Here is a 13,617-nt window from a genome sequence, read left to right as displayed (position 1 = left end):
TTGGGCGTCCGCCGTGTGCGCACGAGACCGGAGGTCAAACGCGCCGCATGTGCACCCGCTCGCCCTGGCGCCCGAACAGCGCCAGGACCTCGACCGGCCCGTCGCCCGTGCTGCCCAGCCAGTGCGGGCGGCGGGTGTCGATCTCGGTCGCCTCGCCCGGGCGCAGCACGAGGTCGTCGTCACCGTTGATCACGCGCAGCCGCCCGGCGAGGACGTAGACCCACTCCCAGCCCTGGTGGGTGGGCAGCTCGTCGGGCGGGGTGCTCCGCGCCGGCGAGAAGACGAACTTGTACGCCGCCGGCTGTCCGGGGCTGCGCGAGAGCCGGTACATGACCGTGTCCTCGGTGCGCGCCACCGGCTCGTCGCGCGCCGGGGTGCCCTCGCGCAGCCCGACGAGCTCGTCGAGCCCGGTGCCGTAGACGGTGGCCAGGGGCAGGAGCAGCTCGAGGGTGGCGCGCCGGCCGCCGTGCTCGAGGCGCGACAGGGTGCTCATCGAGATGCCCGTGCGCTCCGCCAGCTCCGCCAGCCCGAGGCCCGCGCGGCGGCGGCGGGTCGCGAGGCGGGCACCGAGGTCGTCCAGCACGTCGTCCACGTTTGCCATCCTGGCAAGAATCCTGGCCGCGTGACGAGCGCCGGAGCACGCTCGGGGCATGGAAGAACCCCTCGACGTCCTCGTCCTCGGGGGTGGCGCGGCCGGCCTGGCCGGCGCGCTGACCCTCGCCCGATCCCGGCGCTCGGTCCTGGTGCTCGACGCCGGCGAACCCCGCAACGCCCCGGCCGCCGGGGTGCACGCGTTCCTCACTCGCGACGGCCTGCCGCCCGCCGAGCTCGTGCGCCTCGGCCGCGCCGAGGTCGAGTCCTACGGCGGGCGCATCCGGTCGGGCACCGCGACGACAGCCCGCCGCGAGGGCGACCTGTTCGCGGTCGACACCGCCGACGGCGACACGCTGCACGCGCGCCGCCTGCTCGTCGCCACCGGCCTGGTCGACGAGCTGCCCGACCTGCCCGGCGTCCGCGAGCTCTGGGGCCGCGACGTCCTGCACTGCCCGTACTGCCACGGGTGGGAGGTGCGCGACCAGGCGGTGGCGGTGCTCGGCACCGGGCCGAACAGCCTGCACCAGGTCAAGCTCTTCTCCCAGCTCACCGCCGACCTCGTCTACCTCCGGCACCACGCGCCGGCGCTCACCGACGAGGAGGAGGAGCAGCTCGCGGCCCTCGACGTCGCCGTCATCGACGAGGAGGTGACGGGGCTGGAGATCGCCGACGGACGCCTGGTCGGCGCGCGCCTCGCCGACGGCCGCGTCGTCGCCCGCGAGGCCCTCGTCGTCGGGCCCCGGTTCGTGGCCCGCAGCGGGCTGCTCGAGGACCTCGGCGTCGAGGTCGCCGACCACCCCATGGGCGGACGCCACGTCGTGACGGCGGACTTCACCGGGCGCACCGCCGTGCCGGGCGTCTGGGTCGCGGGCAACGTCAGCGACCTCTCGGCCCAGGTCGTCGCCGCGGCCGCCGAGGGCACCATGGCGGGCGCCCGCATCAACGCCGATCTCGTCGAGGAAGACATCGCGCGGGCCGTCGCCCGCCGCCGGGAAGGAGTCCCCGCATGACCACCCACGAGCAGTACACCGCGGCGTTCTGGGACGACCGCTACGGCGCCACCGAGCGGGTCTGGAGCGGCGAGCCGAACGCCGTCCTCGTCCAGGAGGTCACCGATCTCGCGCCGGGCACCGCGCTCGACGTCGGCAGCGGCGAGGGCGGGGACGCGATCTGGCTCGCCGGCCGGGGCTGGCGGGTCACCGCGATCGACGTCTCCCGGGTCGCCCTGGACCGGGTCGCGGCCCGGGCACGCGACGAGGGCCTCGCCGACCGGGTGACGACGAGCGTCGTCGACCTCTTCGCCGACCCGCTACCCGACGGCTTCGACCTCGTCACCGCGCACTTCATGCAGCTGCCGGGCGCCGACCGGCCGCGCCTGTACCGGGCGATCGCCGGCGCCGTCGGCCCCGGCGGGACGCTGCTGCTCGTCGGCCACGACCCCGAGGGCATGCCGCCCGAGGCCGAGCACCACCACCCGGCCGACATGTTCGCGACCGCCGAGGAGCTGGTCGTCGAGCTGGACGACGCACTGGAGGGCTGGACGGTCGAGGTCGCCGAGCGTCGCGGCCGCGACGCCGTGCAGCCCGACGGGCGCCCGCGGTTCCTCTACGACGCCGTCCTGCGCGCCCGCCGTCCCATGTGAGCGATCTTTGGGCCTATAGGCCCAAAGATCGCTCACATGGACAGGCGCGCCTTCTGCACCTTGCCCATCGCGTTGCGGGGCAGGGCGTCGACGACGCGGACCTCGCGCGGGCGCTTGTGCACCGAGAGGCGCTCGGCGACGAAGGCGATGACCTCGTCGGGGTCCACCGGGTCCCCAGCCAGCACGACGTGGGCGACGATGCGCTGGCCGAGGTCGTCGTCGGGCTCCCCGACCACGGCGGCCTCGCTGATGCCGGCGTGCTCGAGCAGCGCGGTCTCGATCTCGCCCGCGCCGACCCGGTAGCCGCCGGTCTTGATGAGGTCGACCGAGCGCCGCCCGACGATGCGGTGGTAGCCGCCCTCGTCGATCACCGCGGCGTCGCCGGTGCGGAACCAGCCGTCGCGCGTCCACGTCTCGGCGGTGGCGTCGGGGCGGCCGAGGTAGCCCTCGAAGAGCCCGGGGCCGCGGACCTGGAGCTCGCCGATGCTCTCGCCGTCGTGGGCCAGGAGCTCGCCCTCGGCGTCCTCGTCGGTGGACGCCAGCCGGGTCTCGACGCCGGCGACGGGGACGCCGACCCAGCCCGGGCGGCGCTCCCCGTCGGCGCGCACCGCCACGGTGATCATGGTCTCGCTCATCCCGTAGCGCTCCACCGGCGCCTGACCGGTGTGCTCGCGCAGCTGCTCGAACACGCGCACCGGCAGGGGCGCGCTGCCCGAGACCAGCAGGCGCGCGGCGCGCAGGGCGCCCGCGGCCTCGGGGTCGGCGGCGATCCGCGACCAGATCGTCGGGACGCCGAACAGCAGGCTCGCCCCCTGCTCGCGCACCGCCGCCGCGTACGACGCGGGCTTCGGCCGCCCGACGTGCACCAGCGGCGACCCGACCCGCAGCGCGCCGAACACCCCGAGCACCAGCCCGTGCACGTGGAACAGGGGCAGGCCGTGGGCCAGGGTGTCGTCGGCGGTCCATCCCCACGCGTCGAAGAGCCCGTCGAGGCCCGCGCCCATGGCGGCCTTCGACAGCAGCACGCCCTTCGGCGCGCCGGTGGTGCCCGAGGTGTAGAGGACCAGGGCGGGGCCGTCGTGCGGGACCTCCCGGGCGGGGTCGCCGCTGCGGCGGTTGAGGTCGACCTTGCGCACCGGGAGCGTGATCTCGGGCGGGCGCTCGCCGATCCACAGCGACGCCCCGGAGTCGGCGAGCACGTGGGCACGCTCGCCGGGACCGACGTCCGGCGGGACGGGGACGACCGGGACGCCCGCGAGCAGTCCGCCGACCATGGCGACGAGCGTGCGCGCCGTCGGCTCGGCGAGGACGGCCACCGGGCCCTCGGAGGGGCGCTCGGCGATCTGGTCGGCGACGACGGCCGCGGCCCCGAGCAGTTCCGGGCCGGACATGGCCGTGTCGCCGACCCGGATCGCCTCGGGATCGTCGAGGCCCCCGCCGAGCAGCGCAGCCAGCAGCGTCATGGCGCACATCATGGGCACCGCGCCCCCGTCGCGCGCCACCTACCCCTGGGCCAGCAGCCCGTCCACGATCACCCGCAGCTTCCACGACGCCCGCGCGTCCCCGCCGCCGTGCGTCAGCCAGGGCCGCAGGCCCGTGAGGACGGGGAACTCCGCGGGCGGCAGAGCGGCGTAGACGGCGTCGAGGCGGGCGCCGAACGCCGCGCCCATGGCCTCCTCGGTGGCCTCGTCGGGGTCGGCGATCGCCGCCTGCTCGCGGTACCAGACGGCCTGCTCCAGCGCGGACGAGGCGATGTACTGGCCGAGCAGGTCCGCCGCCCACGCGCATGACGCCTCGTCGATGCCCCCGGCGCGCAGCAGCCCGAGCATCGCCTCGTGCAGCCGCAGGACGTGCGGGCCGAGCGGGACCTCGGCGATCCCGGCCATCGCGATGTCGCCGTGGGCGGCCAGCGCCGCGACGACGCGGTCGACGAGCAGCTCGAGGCGCGCGCGCCAGTCGCCCTCGGCCGGCACCTCCACCCCGGCCAGCGCCAGGTCGTGCGCCGCCTCCATGAGCTCGCGCCGGTCGGCGACGTAGACGTAGAGCGACGCCGGCCCGGTCTCGAGCGCGGTGGCCACCCGCCGCATGCTCGCGGCGTCGTACCCGACCTCCTCGACGACGCGCAGCGCCGCGGCCACCACGGCCTCGCGGCTCAGGGCGGCCTTGGCGGGACGCGTGCGGGGTCCGGCGGGCACCCGGCGGAGCCTAGTTGACGAATGGTGTTCGTGGCGTACGGTGTTCGTCGCGAACGCCGTTCGCGAACTCAAGGAGAACTCGCATGATCCTCGTGACCGGAGCCCGCGGCACCGTCGGCCGCCGCGTCGTCCGCGCCCTGCTCGACGCCGGCGTGCCCGCGGGCGAGGTGCGCGCCTCGGGCCGCGACCCCGCGGCCCTCGACGTCCCGGACGGCGTGGCGCGCGTCGCGGTCGACCTCGCCGACCCCGCGACGCTGCGCGCGGTCCTCGACGGCGTCGACCAGGTGTTCCTCTACGCGCTGGGCGACACGGCGACCGTCGCCGAGACCGCGGTCGCCGCCGGGGTGGAGCACGTCGTGCTGCTGTCGTCGGCCTCGACGCTCGACGACGACCCCGAGGACCTCATCGGCGCGATGCACCGGCGCGCCGAGGACCCGCTGCGCGCCGCGGACCTCGACGCCACCCTGCTGCGCCCCGGCGCGTTCGCCGCCAACACGCTGGACTGGGCCGGCGGGGTGCGGGCGGGGCGCGTCGAGCTCCCCTACCCCGACAGCCACGTCACCCCGATCCACGAGGACGACATCGCCGACGTCGCCGTCGCGGCCCTGACCGGCGGCGACGTCCGCGGCAGCGCACCGAGCCTCTCGGGGCCGGCGTCGCTGTCGTTCCGCGACCAGGTGGCGGTGATCGCCGCCGAGACCGGCCGCGAGGTCGAGGTCGCTGCCCAGTCGCCGGAGGCGTTCCGCGTCCAGCTCGGGCCCTACGCCCCGCCCGCGGTCGCCGACTCGCTGCTGCACCTGTGGGCGGCGAGCGACGGCGTGCCGCAGCCGGTGGACGACGTGGAACCGCTGACCGGCAAGCCCGGGCGGACCTTCGCGCAGTGGGTGCACGAGCACCGCGACGCCTTCGTGTGAGCGCCTACCCGTCCCGGCGCCGCATCCGCGCCACGGTCACCGCGGCGCCGAGGACGACGTAGACCAACGCGCGCAGCGAGCTCGAGGCCAGGTCACCCAGCGGCAGCGGGTCGCGCAGGGCGTCGGTGCCCGCACCCCAGCCCGAGGTCAGCAGCAGCGGCTGGAGCCACTCCAGCGACGGGATCGCCGCGAGCACGCCGAACACGATCAGCCCGCCGAGCACGGACGCCAGCACCACCAGCGGGTGCTCGGTGAACGCCGAGACCGCGAGGGCGACCGCGGCGACGGCCAGGAGCTGGACGACGGTCCAGCCGGCGACGAGCGCGACGCGCCCGAGCGCCTCGCCGAGCCCGAGCGTCGTGCCGGACAGGGTGATCATCGTGCCGCCGGGGCCGCCGACGACCACCAGGCCGGTGAGCACGCCGACGACGGCGACGACGAGCACCGCGAGCACGGCGACGGTCACCACCCCGGCCGCCTTCATCACCACCAGCCGCGTCCGCCCGACCGGCGCGAGGAGCAGCCCGCGCAGGGTGCCGTGAGCGGCCTCGCCGGCGATCGCGTCGGCGGAGGCGGTGGCCACGGTCAGCGGCAGCAGCAGGGCCAGCGCGAGCCCGAGGGCGGCGATCGGCAGGACCAGCCCGTTGCCGGCCACCTGGGCCACCAGCCCGGGCCCGTCGCCGTCGCCGCCACCCGGGCCGCCGGTGAGCGCGATGCCGACGCCCAGCGCGACCGGCACCAGCGCCAGCAGCCCGAGCAGCACCAGGGTGCGCGGGCGGCGCAGGACCCACCGGACCTCGGCGGCGGCGAGGCGCCCGAGCGGGGCGGTGGTGCGCGCCGGGGTGGGCCCTGTCTCGACCGCTGTCACGCGTCCTCCTCGGTCAGGCGGGCGAAGAGCTCCTCGAGGTGGGCACGCCGGCGGTGGACCTCCCACACGGCGACCCCGGCCCCGACGAGCGCGGCGACGACCTCCGGCGCCTCGAGCGGGCCGGGCGGCACCGCCACGCCGCCCTCGGCGCGGTAGGCGGGCGCGCCGGCCGCGCGCAGGGCGAGGATCGCGTCGTCGGCGTCGGGCGTGCTGACGACCAGGCCGCCGGCGTCGGCGTCGAGCAGGGCGGTCAGCTCGCCGGCGACGAGCAGGGTCCCGGTCTGCAGGACCGCGACGTGGCTGCACACCGCCTCGACCTCGGCGAGCAGGTGCGACGAGAGCAGCACGGTCGCGCCGGCGTCGTGCAGCTCGGCGACGACCCGGCGCACGTCGCGGGTGCCGGCGGGATCGAGGCCGTTGGTCGGCTCGTCGAGCACGACGAGGCGGCGCGGGACGAGCAGCGCGGCGGCGAGACCGAGGCGCTGCTTCATGCCCAGCGAGTAGCCCCGGTAGCGCCGGCGCGCGGCTTCGGCGAGGCCCACCCGCTCCAGCGCCGCGTCGACCGGCGCGCGCAGGTCGCCGTCGAGGCGCGGCTCGGTGGCGGCGGCGCGCAGCAGGTTGTCGCGCCCGGACAGGAAGGGGTGGAAGCCGGGGCCCTCGACGAGCGCCCCGACGTCCGGCAGCGCCGCGGGCAGGTCGTCCCCGGCGTGCCCGAGCAGCTCCACCGTGCCCGCGGTGGGGCGGGTGAGCCCGAGCAGCATGCGGATGAGCGTGGTCTTGCCCGACCCGTTGGGTCCGAGCATCCCGAGCACGGCGCCGGCGGGGACGTCGAGGTCGACGTCGTCGATCGCCACCGTGGACCCGAACGTCTTGCGCAGCCCCCGGACCCGCGCGGCGACCGCGCCGGTCTCGGGGGTGCTCGCCGTCTCCGGTGCCCGGGTCGCCGCCGTCACCGGGTCAGGGCCTCGGTGAGCACCTGCTGCGGCACCGCACCCGCGGCGAACCGGCCGTCGTCGGTGACGATGATGGTGGCGACCGCGGTGGTGATGACGCGCCCGGTGCCCCACGGGCCGCTGACCGGCGTGCCCAGCGCCGACAGGTCCGGCGCGCCCTCGGGCCGTGCCTGTCCCTGCTCGGGAGCGGGGACCTGGCCGACCACGACCCGGTCCCAGCCGTCGCCGACGGTGGTGCCCGGCCGGTCGCCGTCAGGGTGCACCCCGTCGCGGGCCGGCGCGTCCTGCACGGTCGTGCCGGGCGGCGGGGTGAACGTGAACAGCGCCGGGTCCTGCGGGCCGTAGGCGATCTCGGAGAAGCCGACCTGCAGGGCCGGCTCGCCGGAGCCCTGCGCGAGCACGGTGAGCTGCAGCGGCAGGCGCGTCTCGGCGTCGACGGCCACGCGGACCTCGCGCAGCAGCGTGCGCTCGGTCGGCAGCGGGGTCAGCACCAGCTGGTACGCAGCGCGTCCGGCGACCTCGGCGGTGCCGTCGACGGCCACGGTGCTCGACTGCCGCAGGGTGGCGACGGCCTGCGTCGCGGCGGTGGTCGGGTCCTGGGCGTCGGGGCGGTCCTGGGACTCGGCCGGGGCGCGGGTCGCGGTGCGCTCGCGGGAGTCGTAGGACCAGCGCGTGGTGCCGTCGGAGACCAGCGTCCGCTCGCCGTCGGCCGACGGGAGCGCGACACGGCCGCGACCGTCGCCGCCGGACCAGACGCGGACGGCGGAGGTGCCGTTCGCGAGCTGCGGGACCCCGGGGACGGCGGGCAGGCCGAGGGCGTTGTCGACCTCGACCTCGCCGGCCAGCGGCGGCGCGTCGGCGGCGATCACCGAGGACACGAGGTCCTCCGGGCTCACCGGCGGCAGCACCGGCGCCGCGGCGGCGCCCGCCGGGGCGACCAGGAGCCCCACGCCGACGGCACCCGCGAGCGCCGCCCCCAGCCCTGCCCCGACCCAGCTCCTGCGTCCCATGGGTCCATCGTCGCCCCCGACGCCTGAGACGGTCTCAGCGTCGGGGGCGCGCTGGGGGTGTCGGCAAGCCCTACCGTCGAGGGCGTGCCCCGGGTTCTGGTGGTCGACGACGAGCCCGGGGTGCGCGACGCCCTGAGCCGCGGGCTGACCGCCGAGGGCATGGACGTCCTCGCCGTCGCCGACGGCCACGCCGGGCTCCGGGAGGCCGCGACGGGCGGGTACGACGTCGTGGTCCTCGACATCCTGCTGCCCGGGCTCTCGGGTTACCGGGTGCTCGAGGCCCTGCGCGCCGAGGGCGTCGCGACCCCGGTGCTGCTGCTCTCGGCCAAGGACGGCGAGGTCGACCAGGCCGACGGGCTCGACCTCGGCGCCGACGGGTACCTGGTCAAGCCGTTCTCGTTCGTCGTGCTCGTCGCCCAGCTGCGCGCGCTGCTGCGGCGCTCCGGCCCGGCCGCGGCGCGGGTCGTGCACGGCGCGCTGAGCCTCGACCCGGCGACGCGGTCGGTGACGTGGGACGGGCGCCCGGTCGAGCTGTCCGCGCGCGAGTTCGCGGTGCTGCACACGCTGGCGGTGCGGCCCGGAGCGGTGCTGACGCGCGACGACCTGCTCACCGCGGTGTGGGGCGGCGGCGGATCGGCGAGCCGCAACGTCGTCGAGGTCTACGTCGGCTACCTGCGGCGCAAGCTTGCCGCGGTCGGCGCCGGGGACCTCGTGCGCACCGAGCGCGGGCGCGGCTACCGGCTGGGCCCTGGGTGAAGCGCTGGTGGGCGCGGCGCCCCCTGCGGACGCGGATCAGCCTCGTCGTCGGGGTCGTCGCCCTGGTCGCCCTGCTCGTGGTCGGGCGGGTGGCCGGTGGGCTGCTGTACGCGGCGGTGATCGGGAGTGGCGACGAGGCGCTCACCGAGCGGGCCGCGGCGGCCGCGGGCGCGGTGGCGGGCGGGACCGCCGTGCCGGTCGGGGTGCGGGTGATCGACCTCGCGGGCGAGCCCGTCGACGGCCGCGGCCCGCGCCCCGTCGACGCGGAGGCGACGAGCGACTTGGCCGCGGGGCAGCCGGTGACGGTCGCGGGTCCGCTCGGTCCCCAGCGCTGGGTCGCCGTGCCGGTCCCGGCGCCGGACGGGTCGCCGCGCCTGGTCCTGGCGTCTCGGGACCTCGTCGGGGCGGCGGCCCTGCTCGCCGACGCGGCCCGCGCGCTGGTGGTGGCCGCGCTGCTGGGGGCGCTCGGGGTGGGCCTCGCGACGGGGGTGGCGACGCGGGTGGCGCTGCGCCCGGTCGACCGGATGCGGGCCGCGGCGGCGTCGCTCCCGCCGGGCGAGCGCCTGCCGGTGCCGCCGGCGCGCGACGAGCTCGCCGCCCTCGCCGCCGAGATCAACGCGCTGCTGGCGCGCCGGGACGATGCCGTCGCCCGCCTCGAGCGCTTCACCGACGAGGCCGCGCACGAGCTGCGCTCCCCCATCACCGCCCTGCGCGCCCAGGCCGACGTCGCCGTCGCGCACCCCGACCAGGCGCCCTCGTGGGACGCGGTGGCGCGGGAGGCCGAGCGGCTGTCGGGGCTGGTCGGCGACCTGCTGGCGCTGGCGCGGGCCGACGCGGGCGACCGGGTGCCGGCCCGGCCGGTGGACCTCGTCGACGCGGTCGGCGAGGCGCTGGCGCGGCTTCCCGAGGAGCCCACGGTCGCGGTGACCCTGTGGGCGCCGAGCCCCGTGACCGTCGCGGCGACGCCGGGCGAGGTCGGGATCGTGCTGGACAACGTGCTCGCCAACGCCCGGCGCCACGCGGCGACGGTGGTGCACGTGGCGGTGGTGCCCGCCGGGCGGTGGGTGCGCCTGCTCGTCGACGACGACGGCCCGGGCATCCCGCCGGCGGAGCGCGAGCGGGTCTTCGACCGCTTCACCCGCCTGCGCCCCGACGCCGGCGCGGGCAGCGGGCTGGGCCTGGCGCTGGTGGCGCGCCTCGTGGCGGGGCGCGGGGGCACGACGCGCGCCACGACCTCGCCGGACGGCGGGACCCGGCTCGTCGTGCGGTGGCCCGCGGGCTGAGGAGTCCCGAGGCGTCGCAGCGAAGGACGCCTCGACTGCGTCCCGCGCAGCCAGGGACGCCTTCGCTGCAACCACCTCGCGCGTCGCGCGGGCTGAGGTGGGCGCGGTTGTCGGGGGTCGCGGGCAGGATGGTCGGCGTCGCGCTTCCCCCGCGGCGCCCGCCGGATCCGCCTGTCCGCGCCTGCCCGAGGGGAGCCCTCGTGTCCACGATCGACCACCGCCGCGCCCGCGCGCGCCTCGACGCCGAGACCATCGACCGCGCCGCCGCCGTGCTGCGGCGCCGCGTGGCGGTCGGCCGCTACGCGGGCCTCGCCGGCGACTACGCGGGGTTCGAGGTGTGCGCGCTGCTCGAGGCCGTCGCGCACACCTCGGCCGAGGACCCGCGCTCGTCACGGGTGCGCGACGCGGCGCTGCGGGTGGCCCGGGCCGTGCTCACCGACGAGCCGGGGCCGGTGTGAGCGCCGCCGTGGGCGTGCTCCCGCCGCTCGCGGTGGGCGTCGGTGACCACGGCCAGCGCGACCCCGGCCACCAGCGCCGCCTCGCCCGCCAGCGCCAGCGGGCCGGGCACGGCGCCCGCGAGCAGCGCGGCGAACACGAAGCCCCACGCGGTCTCCAGCGCCATGAGCTGGCTGACCAGCACGGGCGAGAGCCGGGCGGCCGCCGCGTGCCACAGGCGCACCGCCAGCCACGACGACACGAGGCCGAGGAAGAGCACCACGAGCAGGGCGCGCACGGGCTCGGCGGGCACGCCGTCCACGGCCAGCAGCCATATCGCCAGCGGCAGCGCGAGCACGCCGGCCGCGAGGCCCTGGGCGCCCGCGAGCACGGGGCCGAGGTCGGGGCGCGCGGCGAGCAGGCGGTGCGAGTCGAGGCCGTACCAGCTCCACGACACCACGGCCACGAGCGCCAGCGCCGTCCCGATCACCGCGGACCACCCGCCGGGCCCGGGCGTCGGGCTGGTGTGCACCAGTACCTGGCCCACGGCCACCAGCGCGAGCGCCGGCGCGAGGGCGAGCAGGCCCGCGCGCCCCCGCCGGCGGGCGGACACCAGCGCCATCACCACGGGGACCAGCCCGATGGTCGCGACGGCGAGGGTCGGGCCGGCGAGACGCACGGCCAGGGCGACGAGGGCGTAGTAGAGCAACGAGCCGGTCAGCGCGTGGGCCACGACGCGGCCCCACGGCACGTCGGCGCGCAGCACCGCGCGCACCTGGGGCAGCGACACCGCCCCGAAGGCCACGAACCTCCCCATGGCCAGCAGCAGGGCGGGCGCGAGCGGCGCCAGCTCCGGCGCCGCGAACACCGCTCCCCACCCCGCGCCGGCGATCACCATCGCGCCCAGCGCCGTCCTCCTGCTCATGCCTCCACCCTGCGCGCGCGGGTGCGGGTGATGTCGGGCGATCTCGGCGCAACCGGGCAGTTCAAGCGCATGATGGCGTCGTGACCGCCCCGAAGCGCGCACGATTCGCCCAGCCGGCCCTGGACCGGGTCGATCGCCGCATCCTCGACCACCTCGCCGACCACGGCCGGGAGAGCCTGGCCGACCTCGCCGAGGCCGTGTCGATCTCCCCGTCGTCGGCGCAGCGGCGGCTGCGGCGCCTGGAGAGCGAGCAGGTGGTGCGTGGCTACCGCGCGGTCCTCGACCCCGACGCGGTCGGCCGCGGGCTGGTCGTGCACCTGTCGGTGACGCTCGTCGACCACACCGCCAACACCGTCGGGCGGTTCGAGCGCCACATCGTCGACCTCGACGGACTGGTGAGCTGCCACCACGTCACCGGCGACGTCGACTACCTCGTGCGTGTCGACGTCGCCGACGTCGAGGCCCTCGACGTGCTGCTGCGGCGCACGCTGGCGCGGGTCCCGGGCGTCGCGCGGTTCACGACGATGGTGGCGACGTCGGCGCTGGTCGACCGGGTCACACGGGTCTGACGGCCGGACTCAGCCGGTGATCCGGTCGACCTCGCTGAGCAGGCCCGACACCTGGGTGACGACGCTGAACCGGTCGTGGGCGTAGCGGGCGGCCTCTGGGCCCTTCGCCTGCTTCCAGCCCTCGTCCAGCGACCGGAGCACGGTCGCGGCCAGCGAGTCGGCCAGCTCCTGGCGGTCGTCGGTCTCGGGCACGAGCGTGCCGACCTCGTCGGTGACGAAGTCGCGCGGGCCGCCGGAGTCGGCGCCGATCACCGGCGTCCCGCAGGCCATGCACTCGAGGAACACCAGGCCGAACGGCTCGCGCCACGACGGGAAGACCCCGACGTCGGCGCAGGCGAAGATCGTCGCGAGCTCCTCCTGCTGGCGGGGCCCGACGAAGTAGGTCCGCTCGAGGCCCAGCTCGGCGGCGAGCTCGTGCATCCGCACCTGCTCCTCGACGGGCCCGGAGCCGGCGACGACGGTGAGGATGCGGCGCTCGTCGCGCTCGTAGGACGCGGCGGCGCGCAGCAGCGCGTCGAGGCGCTTCCAGTCGGCGAACTTGCCGACGAACGCGACGACGGCGTCGAACCCGCCCTCGGGCGCCACCGGCTGGGGCGACACGGAGCGCAGCGGAGCTGGCGCGCGGGACGCGGACGGCTGCGACCGGTCCCCGCCCGGCGGCGGCTGGGTCGTGAACTCGCCGAGCACCCGCGCACGGTCGTCGTAGAGCTCGGGCGCGGGGAAGAAGACCTGCTGGTTGTAACCGTTGTGCGAGAGCACGATCCGCTCGCGCGGGAAGTCGGCGAACACCGAGGAGAACGCCTCGATCTGCTCCGAGGAGATCGAGGCGACGACGTCGACGCCGCGCTCCGGACCGGGGTCGAAGATCTTCTCCTGCTCCATGAACGGCAGGAACCGGAGCGGGAAGTGCTCGGGGTCGTCGCCGCGCTGCTCGTGGACGTACATCTTGAGCTCGGTGCCGTGGGCGAAGTCGAGCAGCGGCATCCGCGGCCGGCCGGCCGCCACGCGCGCCCGCACCACGTCCCGCATCACGACGGCGTTCATGAACGCGTGGTGGGCAATCGCCAGGCTGAACTCGTCGCCGGTTGTGGCCTCGACGTCGTCGATGAACGCGGTGGCCTCGGCGGTCAGGCGCTCCCGGTAGGCCGCGACCTCGTCGGGCGGCATCGCGTGCCAGCGGTAGCTCGAGACCGGGGAGATCGACTCGCAGATCGGGATGTCGTGGTCGAGCGCGAACACCCGGACGTCGTCCTCGCCCGGCCGCGAGCGCTGCACCCGCGACGGGTACATCGAGTAGCAGCGCACTCCGGGCAGCTCGTTGTAGGCGCGGTGGTGCGCCTCGTGGAGGATCCCCGAGCCCGGCGCGAACTCGCCGTCGCGCTGCCAGTTGTTGGTGCCCAGCTGGAAGATCAGCCGGTCGCCCATGCGGTGCTCCCCCGGGGTCGCTCGCTCGTCGAGCAGACCCTAGGCCTC

General features: G+C 76.8%; 14 protein-coding genes. 6 read left to right on the top strand and 8 right to left on the bottom strand.

The features are described from left to right. Nucleotides 1-34: 34 nt before the first annotated feature. Complete coding sequence (locus tag ACQPX6_RS04315; protein WP_433785695.1) at nt 35-601, bottom strand: helix-turn-helix domain-containing protein; 567 nt, start codon at nt 599-601, stop codon at nt 35-37. A 49-nt stretch (nt 602-650) separates the two neighbouring features. Between ACQPX6_RS04315 and ACQPX6_RS04310 the strand changes: the two genes are divergently transcribed. Together ACQPX6_RS04310 and ACQPX6_RS04305 are read left to right on the top strand one after the other, a co-directional pair. Continuing rightward, nucleotides 651-1,604, top strand: a complete 954-nt coding sequence (locus tag ACQPX6_RS04310; RefSeq protein ID WP_433785693.1) for an NAD(P)/FAD-dependent oxidoreductase — start codon at nt 651-653, stop codon at nt 1,602-1,604. Continuing rightward, nucleotides 1,601-2,236, top strand: coding sequence for an SAM-dependent methyltransferase (locus ACQPX6_RS04305; RefSeq protein WP_433785692.1), 636 nt, complete (start codon nt 1,601-1,603; stop codon nt 2,234-2,236). Before ACQPX6_RS04310 ends, ACQPX6_RS04305 begins: the two co-directional genes overlap by 4 nt. A 32-nt stretch (nt 2,237-2,268) precedes the next feature. Here the strand turns inward: ACQPX6_RS04305 and ACQPX6_RS04300 are convergent, their stop codons facing one another. Next, on the bottom strand, nt 2,269-3,699 hold the full coding sequence (locus ACQPX6_RS04300; RefSeq protein ID WP_433785690.1) for an acyl-CoA synthetase: 1,431 nt from the start codon (nt 3,697-3,699) through the stop codon (nt 2,269-2,271). 39 nt (nt 3,700-3,738) lie between these two features. Then, nucleotides 3,739-4,431, bottom strand: a complete 693-nt coding sequence (locus ACQPX6_RS04295; protein ID WP_433785689.1) for a TetR/AcrR family transcriptional regulator — start codon at nt 4,429-4,431, stop codon at nt 3,739-3,741. A gap of 83 nt (nt 4,432-4,514) precedes the next feature. Here ACQPX6_RS04295 and ACQPX6_RS04290 point away from each other — a divergent pair, with 83 nt between their 5' ends. Next, nucleotides 4,515-5,345 (top strand): NAD(P)H-binding protein, encoded by an 831-nt coding sequence (locus tag ACQPX6_RS04290; RefSeq protein ID WP_433785687.1) that lies wholly within the window; start codon nt 4,515-4,517, stop codon nt 5,343-5,345. Nucleotides 5,346-5,349: 4 nt separating this feature from the next. On the opposite strand, the gene ACQPX6_RS04285 is transcribed toward ACQPX6_RS04290, so the two are convergent. From ACQPX6_RS04285 to ACQPX6_RS04275, 3 genes are read right to left on the bottom strand one after another with little or no spacing between them, the layout of a single operon-like run. Continuing rightward, entirely contained in the window at nt 5,350-6,213 is an 864-nt protein-coding gene (locus tag ACQPX6_RS04285; RefSeq protein WP_433785686.1) for an ABC transporter permease subunit, read from the bottom strand. Continuing rightward, the gene (locus ACQPX6_RS04280) at nt 6,210-7,166 is read right to left on the bottom strand and encodes an ABC transporter ATP-binding protein (RefSeq protein WP_433785684.1); all 957 of its coding nucleotides are present in this window, start codon (nt 7,164-7,166) and stop codon (nt 6,210-6,212) included. The genes ACQPX6_RS04285 and ACQPX6_RS04280 overlap by 4 nt, the downstream gene beginning before the upstream one ends. Further along, nucleotides 7,163-8,176 carry a LolA family protein gene (locus ACQPX6_RS04275; protein ID WP_433785683.1) on the bottom strand — a complete coding sequence of 338 codons (1,014 nt, stop codon included), beginning with the start codon at nt 8,174-8,176 and terminating at the stop codon, nt 7,163-7,165. The genes ACQPX6_RS04280 and ACQPX6_RS04275 overlap by 4 nt, the downstream gene beginning before the upstream one ends. A gap of 84 nt (nt 8,177-8,260) precedes the next feature. On the opposite strand from ACQPX6_RS04275, the gene ACQPX6_RS04270 reads away from it, so the two are divergent. Both ACQPX6_RS04270 and ACQPX6_RS04265 read left to right on the top strand, forming a co-directional pair. Next, nucleotides 8,261-8,932: a response regulator transcription factor gene (locus tag ACQPX6_RS04270; RefSeq protein WP_433785681.1), complete on the top strand. Its 672-nt coding sequence runs from the start codon at nt 8,261-8,263 to the stop codon at nt 8,930-8,932. Further along, nucleotides 8,929-10,215, top strand: coding sequence for a sensor histidine kinase (locus ACQPX6_RS04265; RefSeq protein WP_433785679.1), 1,287 nt, complete (start codon nt 8,929-8,931; stop codon nt 10,213-10,215). The genes ACQPX6_RS04270 and ACQPX6_RS04265 overlap by 4 nt, the downstream gene beginning before the upstream one ends. A 319-nt stretch (nt 10,216-10,534) precedes the next feature. Here the strand turns inward: ACQPX6_RS04265 and ACQPX6_RS04260 are convergent, their stop codons facing one another. Next, nucleotides 10,535-11,575, bottom strand: coding sequence for an EamA family transporter (locus ACQPX6_RS04260; RefSeq protein WP_433785677.1), 1,041 nt, complete (start codon nt 11,573-11,575; stop codon nt 10,535-10,537). Nucleotides 11,576-11,655: 80 nt separating this feature from the next. Here ACQPX6_RS04260 and ACQPX6_RS04255 point away from each other — a divergent pair, with 80 nt between their 5' ends. Then, nucleotides 11,656-12,144 (top strand): Lrp/AsnC family transcriptional regulator, encoded by a 489-nt coding sequence (locus ACQPX6_RS04255; protein WP_433785675.1) that lies wholly within the window; start codon nt 11,656-11,658, stop codon nt 12,142-12,144. Between the two features lie 9 nt (nt 12,145-12,153). Here ACQPX6_RS04255 and ACQPX6_RS04250 read toward each other — a convergent pair whose 3' ends face one another. Continuing rightward, nucleotides 12,154-13,569: a glycosyltransferase gene (locus ACQPX6_RS04250; protein WP_433785673.1), complete on the bottom strand. Its 1,416-nt coding sequence runs from the start codon at nt 13,567-13,569 to the stop codon at nt 12,154-12,156. Between the last annotated feature and the right edge of the window lie 48 nt (nt 13,570-13,617).

The organism is Actinomycetospora sp. CA-101289 (genome assembly GCF_050955895.1).
GTDB lineage: Bacteria > Actinomycetota > Actinomycetes > Mycobacteriales > Pseudonocardiaceae > Actinomycetospora.
This window is presented reverse-complemented; position numbering and strand designations above follow the sequence as displayed.

Excerpts from the sequence above, each read along its gene's own strand:
- ACQPX6_RS04275 (WP_433785683.1), bottom strand. The coding sequence starts at position 8,176 with ATGGGACGCAGGAGCTGGGTCGGGGCAGGGCTGGGGGCGGCGCTCGCG.
- ACQPX6_RS04290 (WP_433785687.1), top strand. The coding sequence starts at position 4,515 with ATGATCCTCGTGACCGGAGCCCGCGGCACCGTCGGCCGCCGCGTCGTC.
- ACQPX6_RS04250 (WP_433785673.1), bottom strand. The coding sequence starts at position 13,569 with ATGGGCGACCGGCTGATCTTCCAGCTGGGCACCAACAACTGGCAGCGC.
- ACQPX6_RS04260 (WP_433785677.1), bottom strand. The coding sequence starts at position 11,575 with ATGAGCAGGAGGACGGCGCTGGGCGCGATGGTGATCGCCGGCGCGGGG.
- ACQPX6_RS04310 (WP_433785693.1), top strand. The coding sequence starts at position 651 with ATGGAAGAACCCCTCGACGTCCTCGTCCTCGGGGGTGGCGCGGCCGGC.
- ACQPX6_RS04315 (WP_433785695.1), bottom strand. The coding sequence starts at position 601 with ATGGCAAACGTGGACGACGTGCTGGACGACCTCGGTGCCCGCCTCGCG.
- ACQPX6_RS04305 (WP_433785692.1), top strand. The coding sequence starts at position 1,601 with ATGACCACCCACGAGCAGTACACCGCGGCGTTCTGGGACGACCGCTAC.
- ACQPX6_RS04300 (WP_433785690.1), bottom strand. The coding sequence starts at position 3,699 with ATGACGCTGCTGGCTGCGCTGCTCGGCGGGGGCCTCGACGATCCCGAG.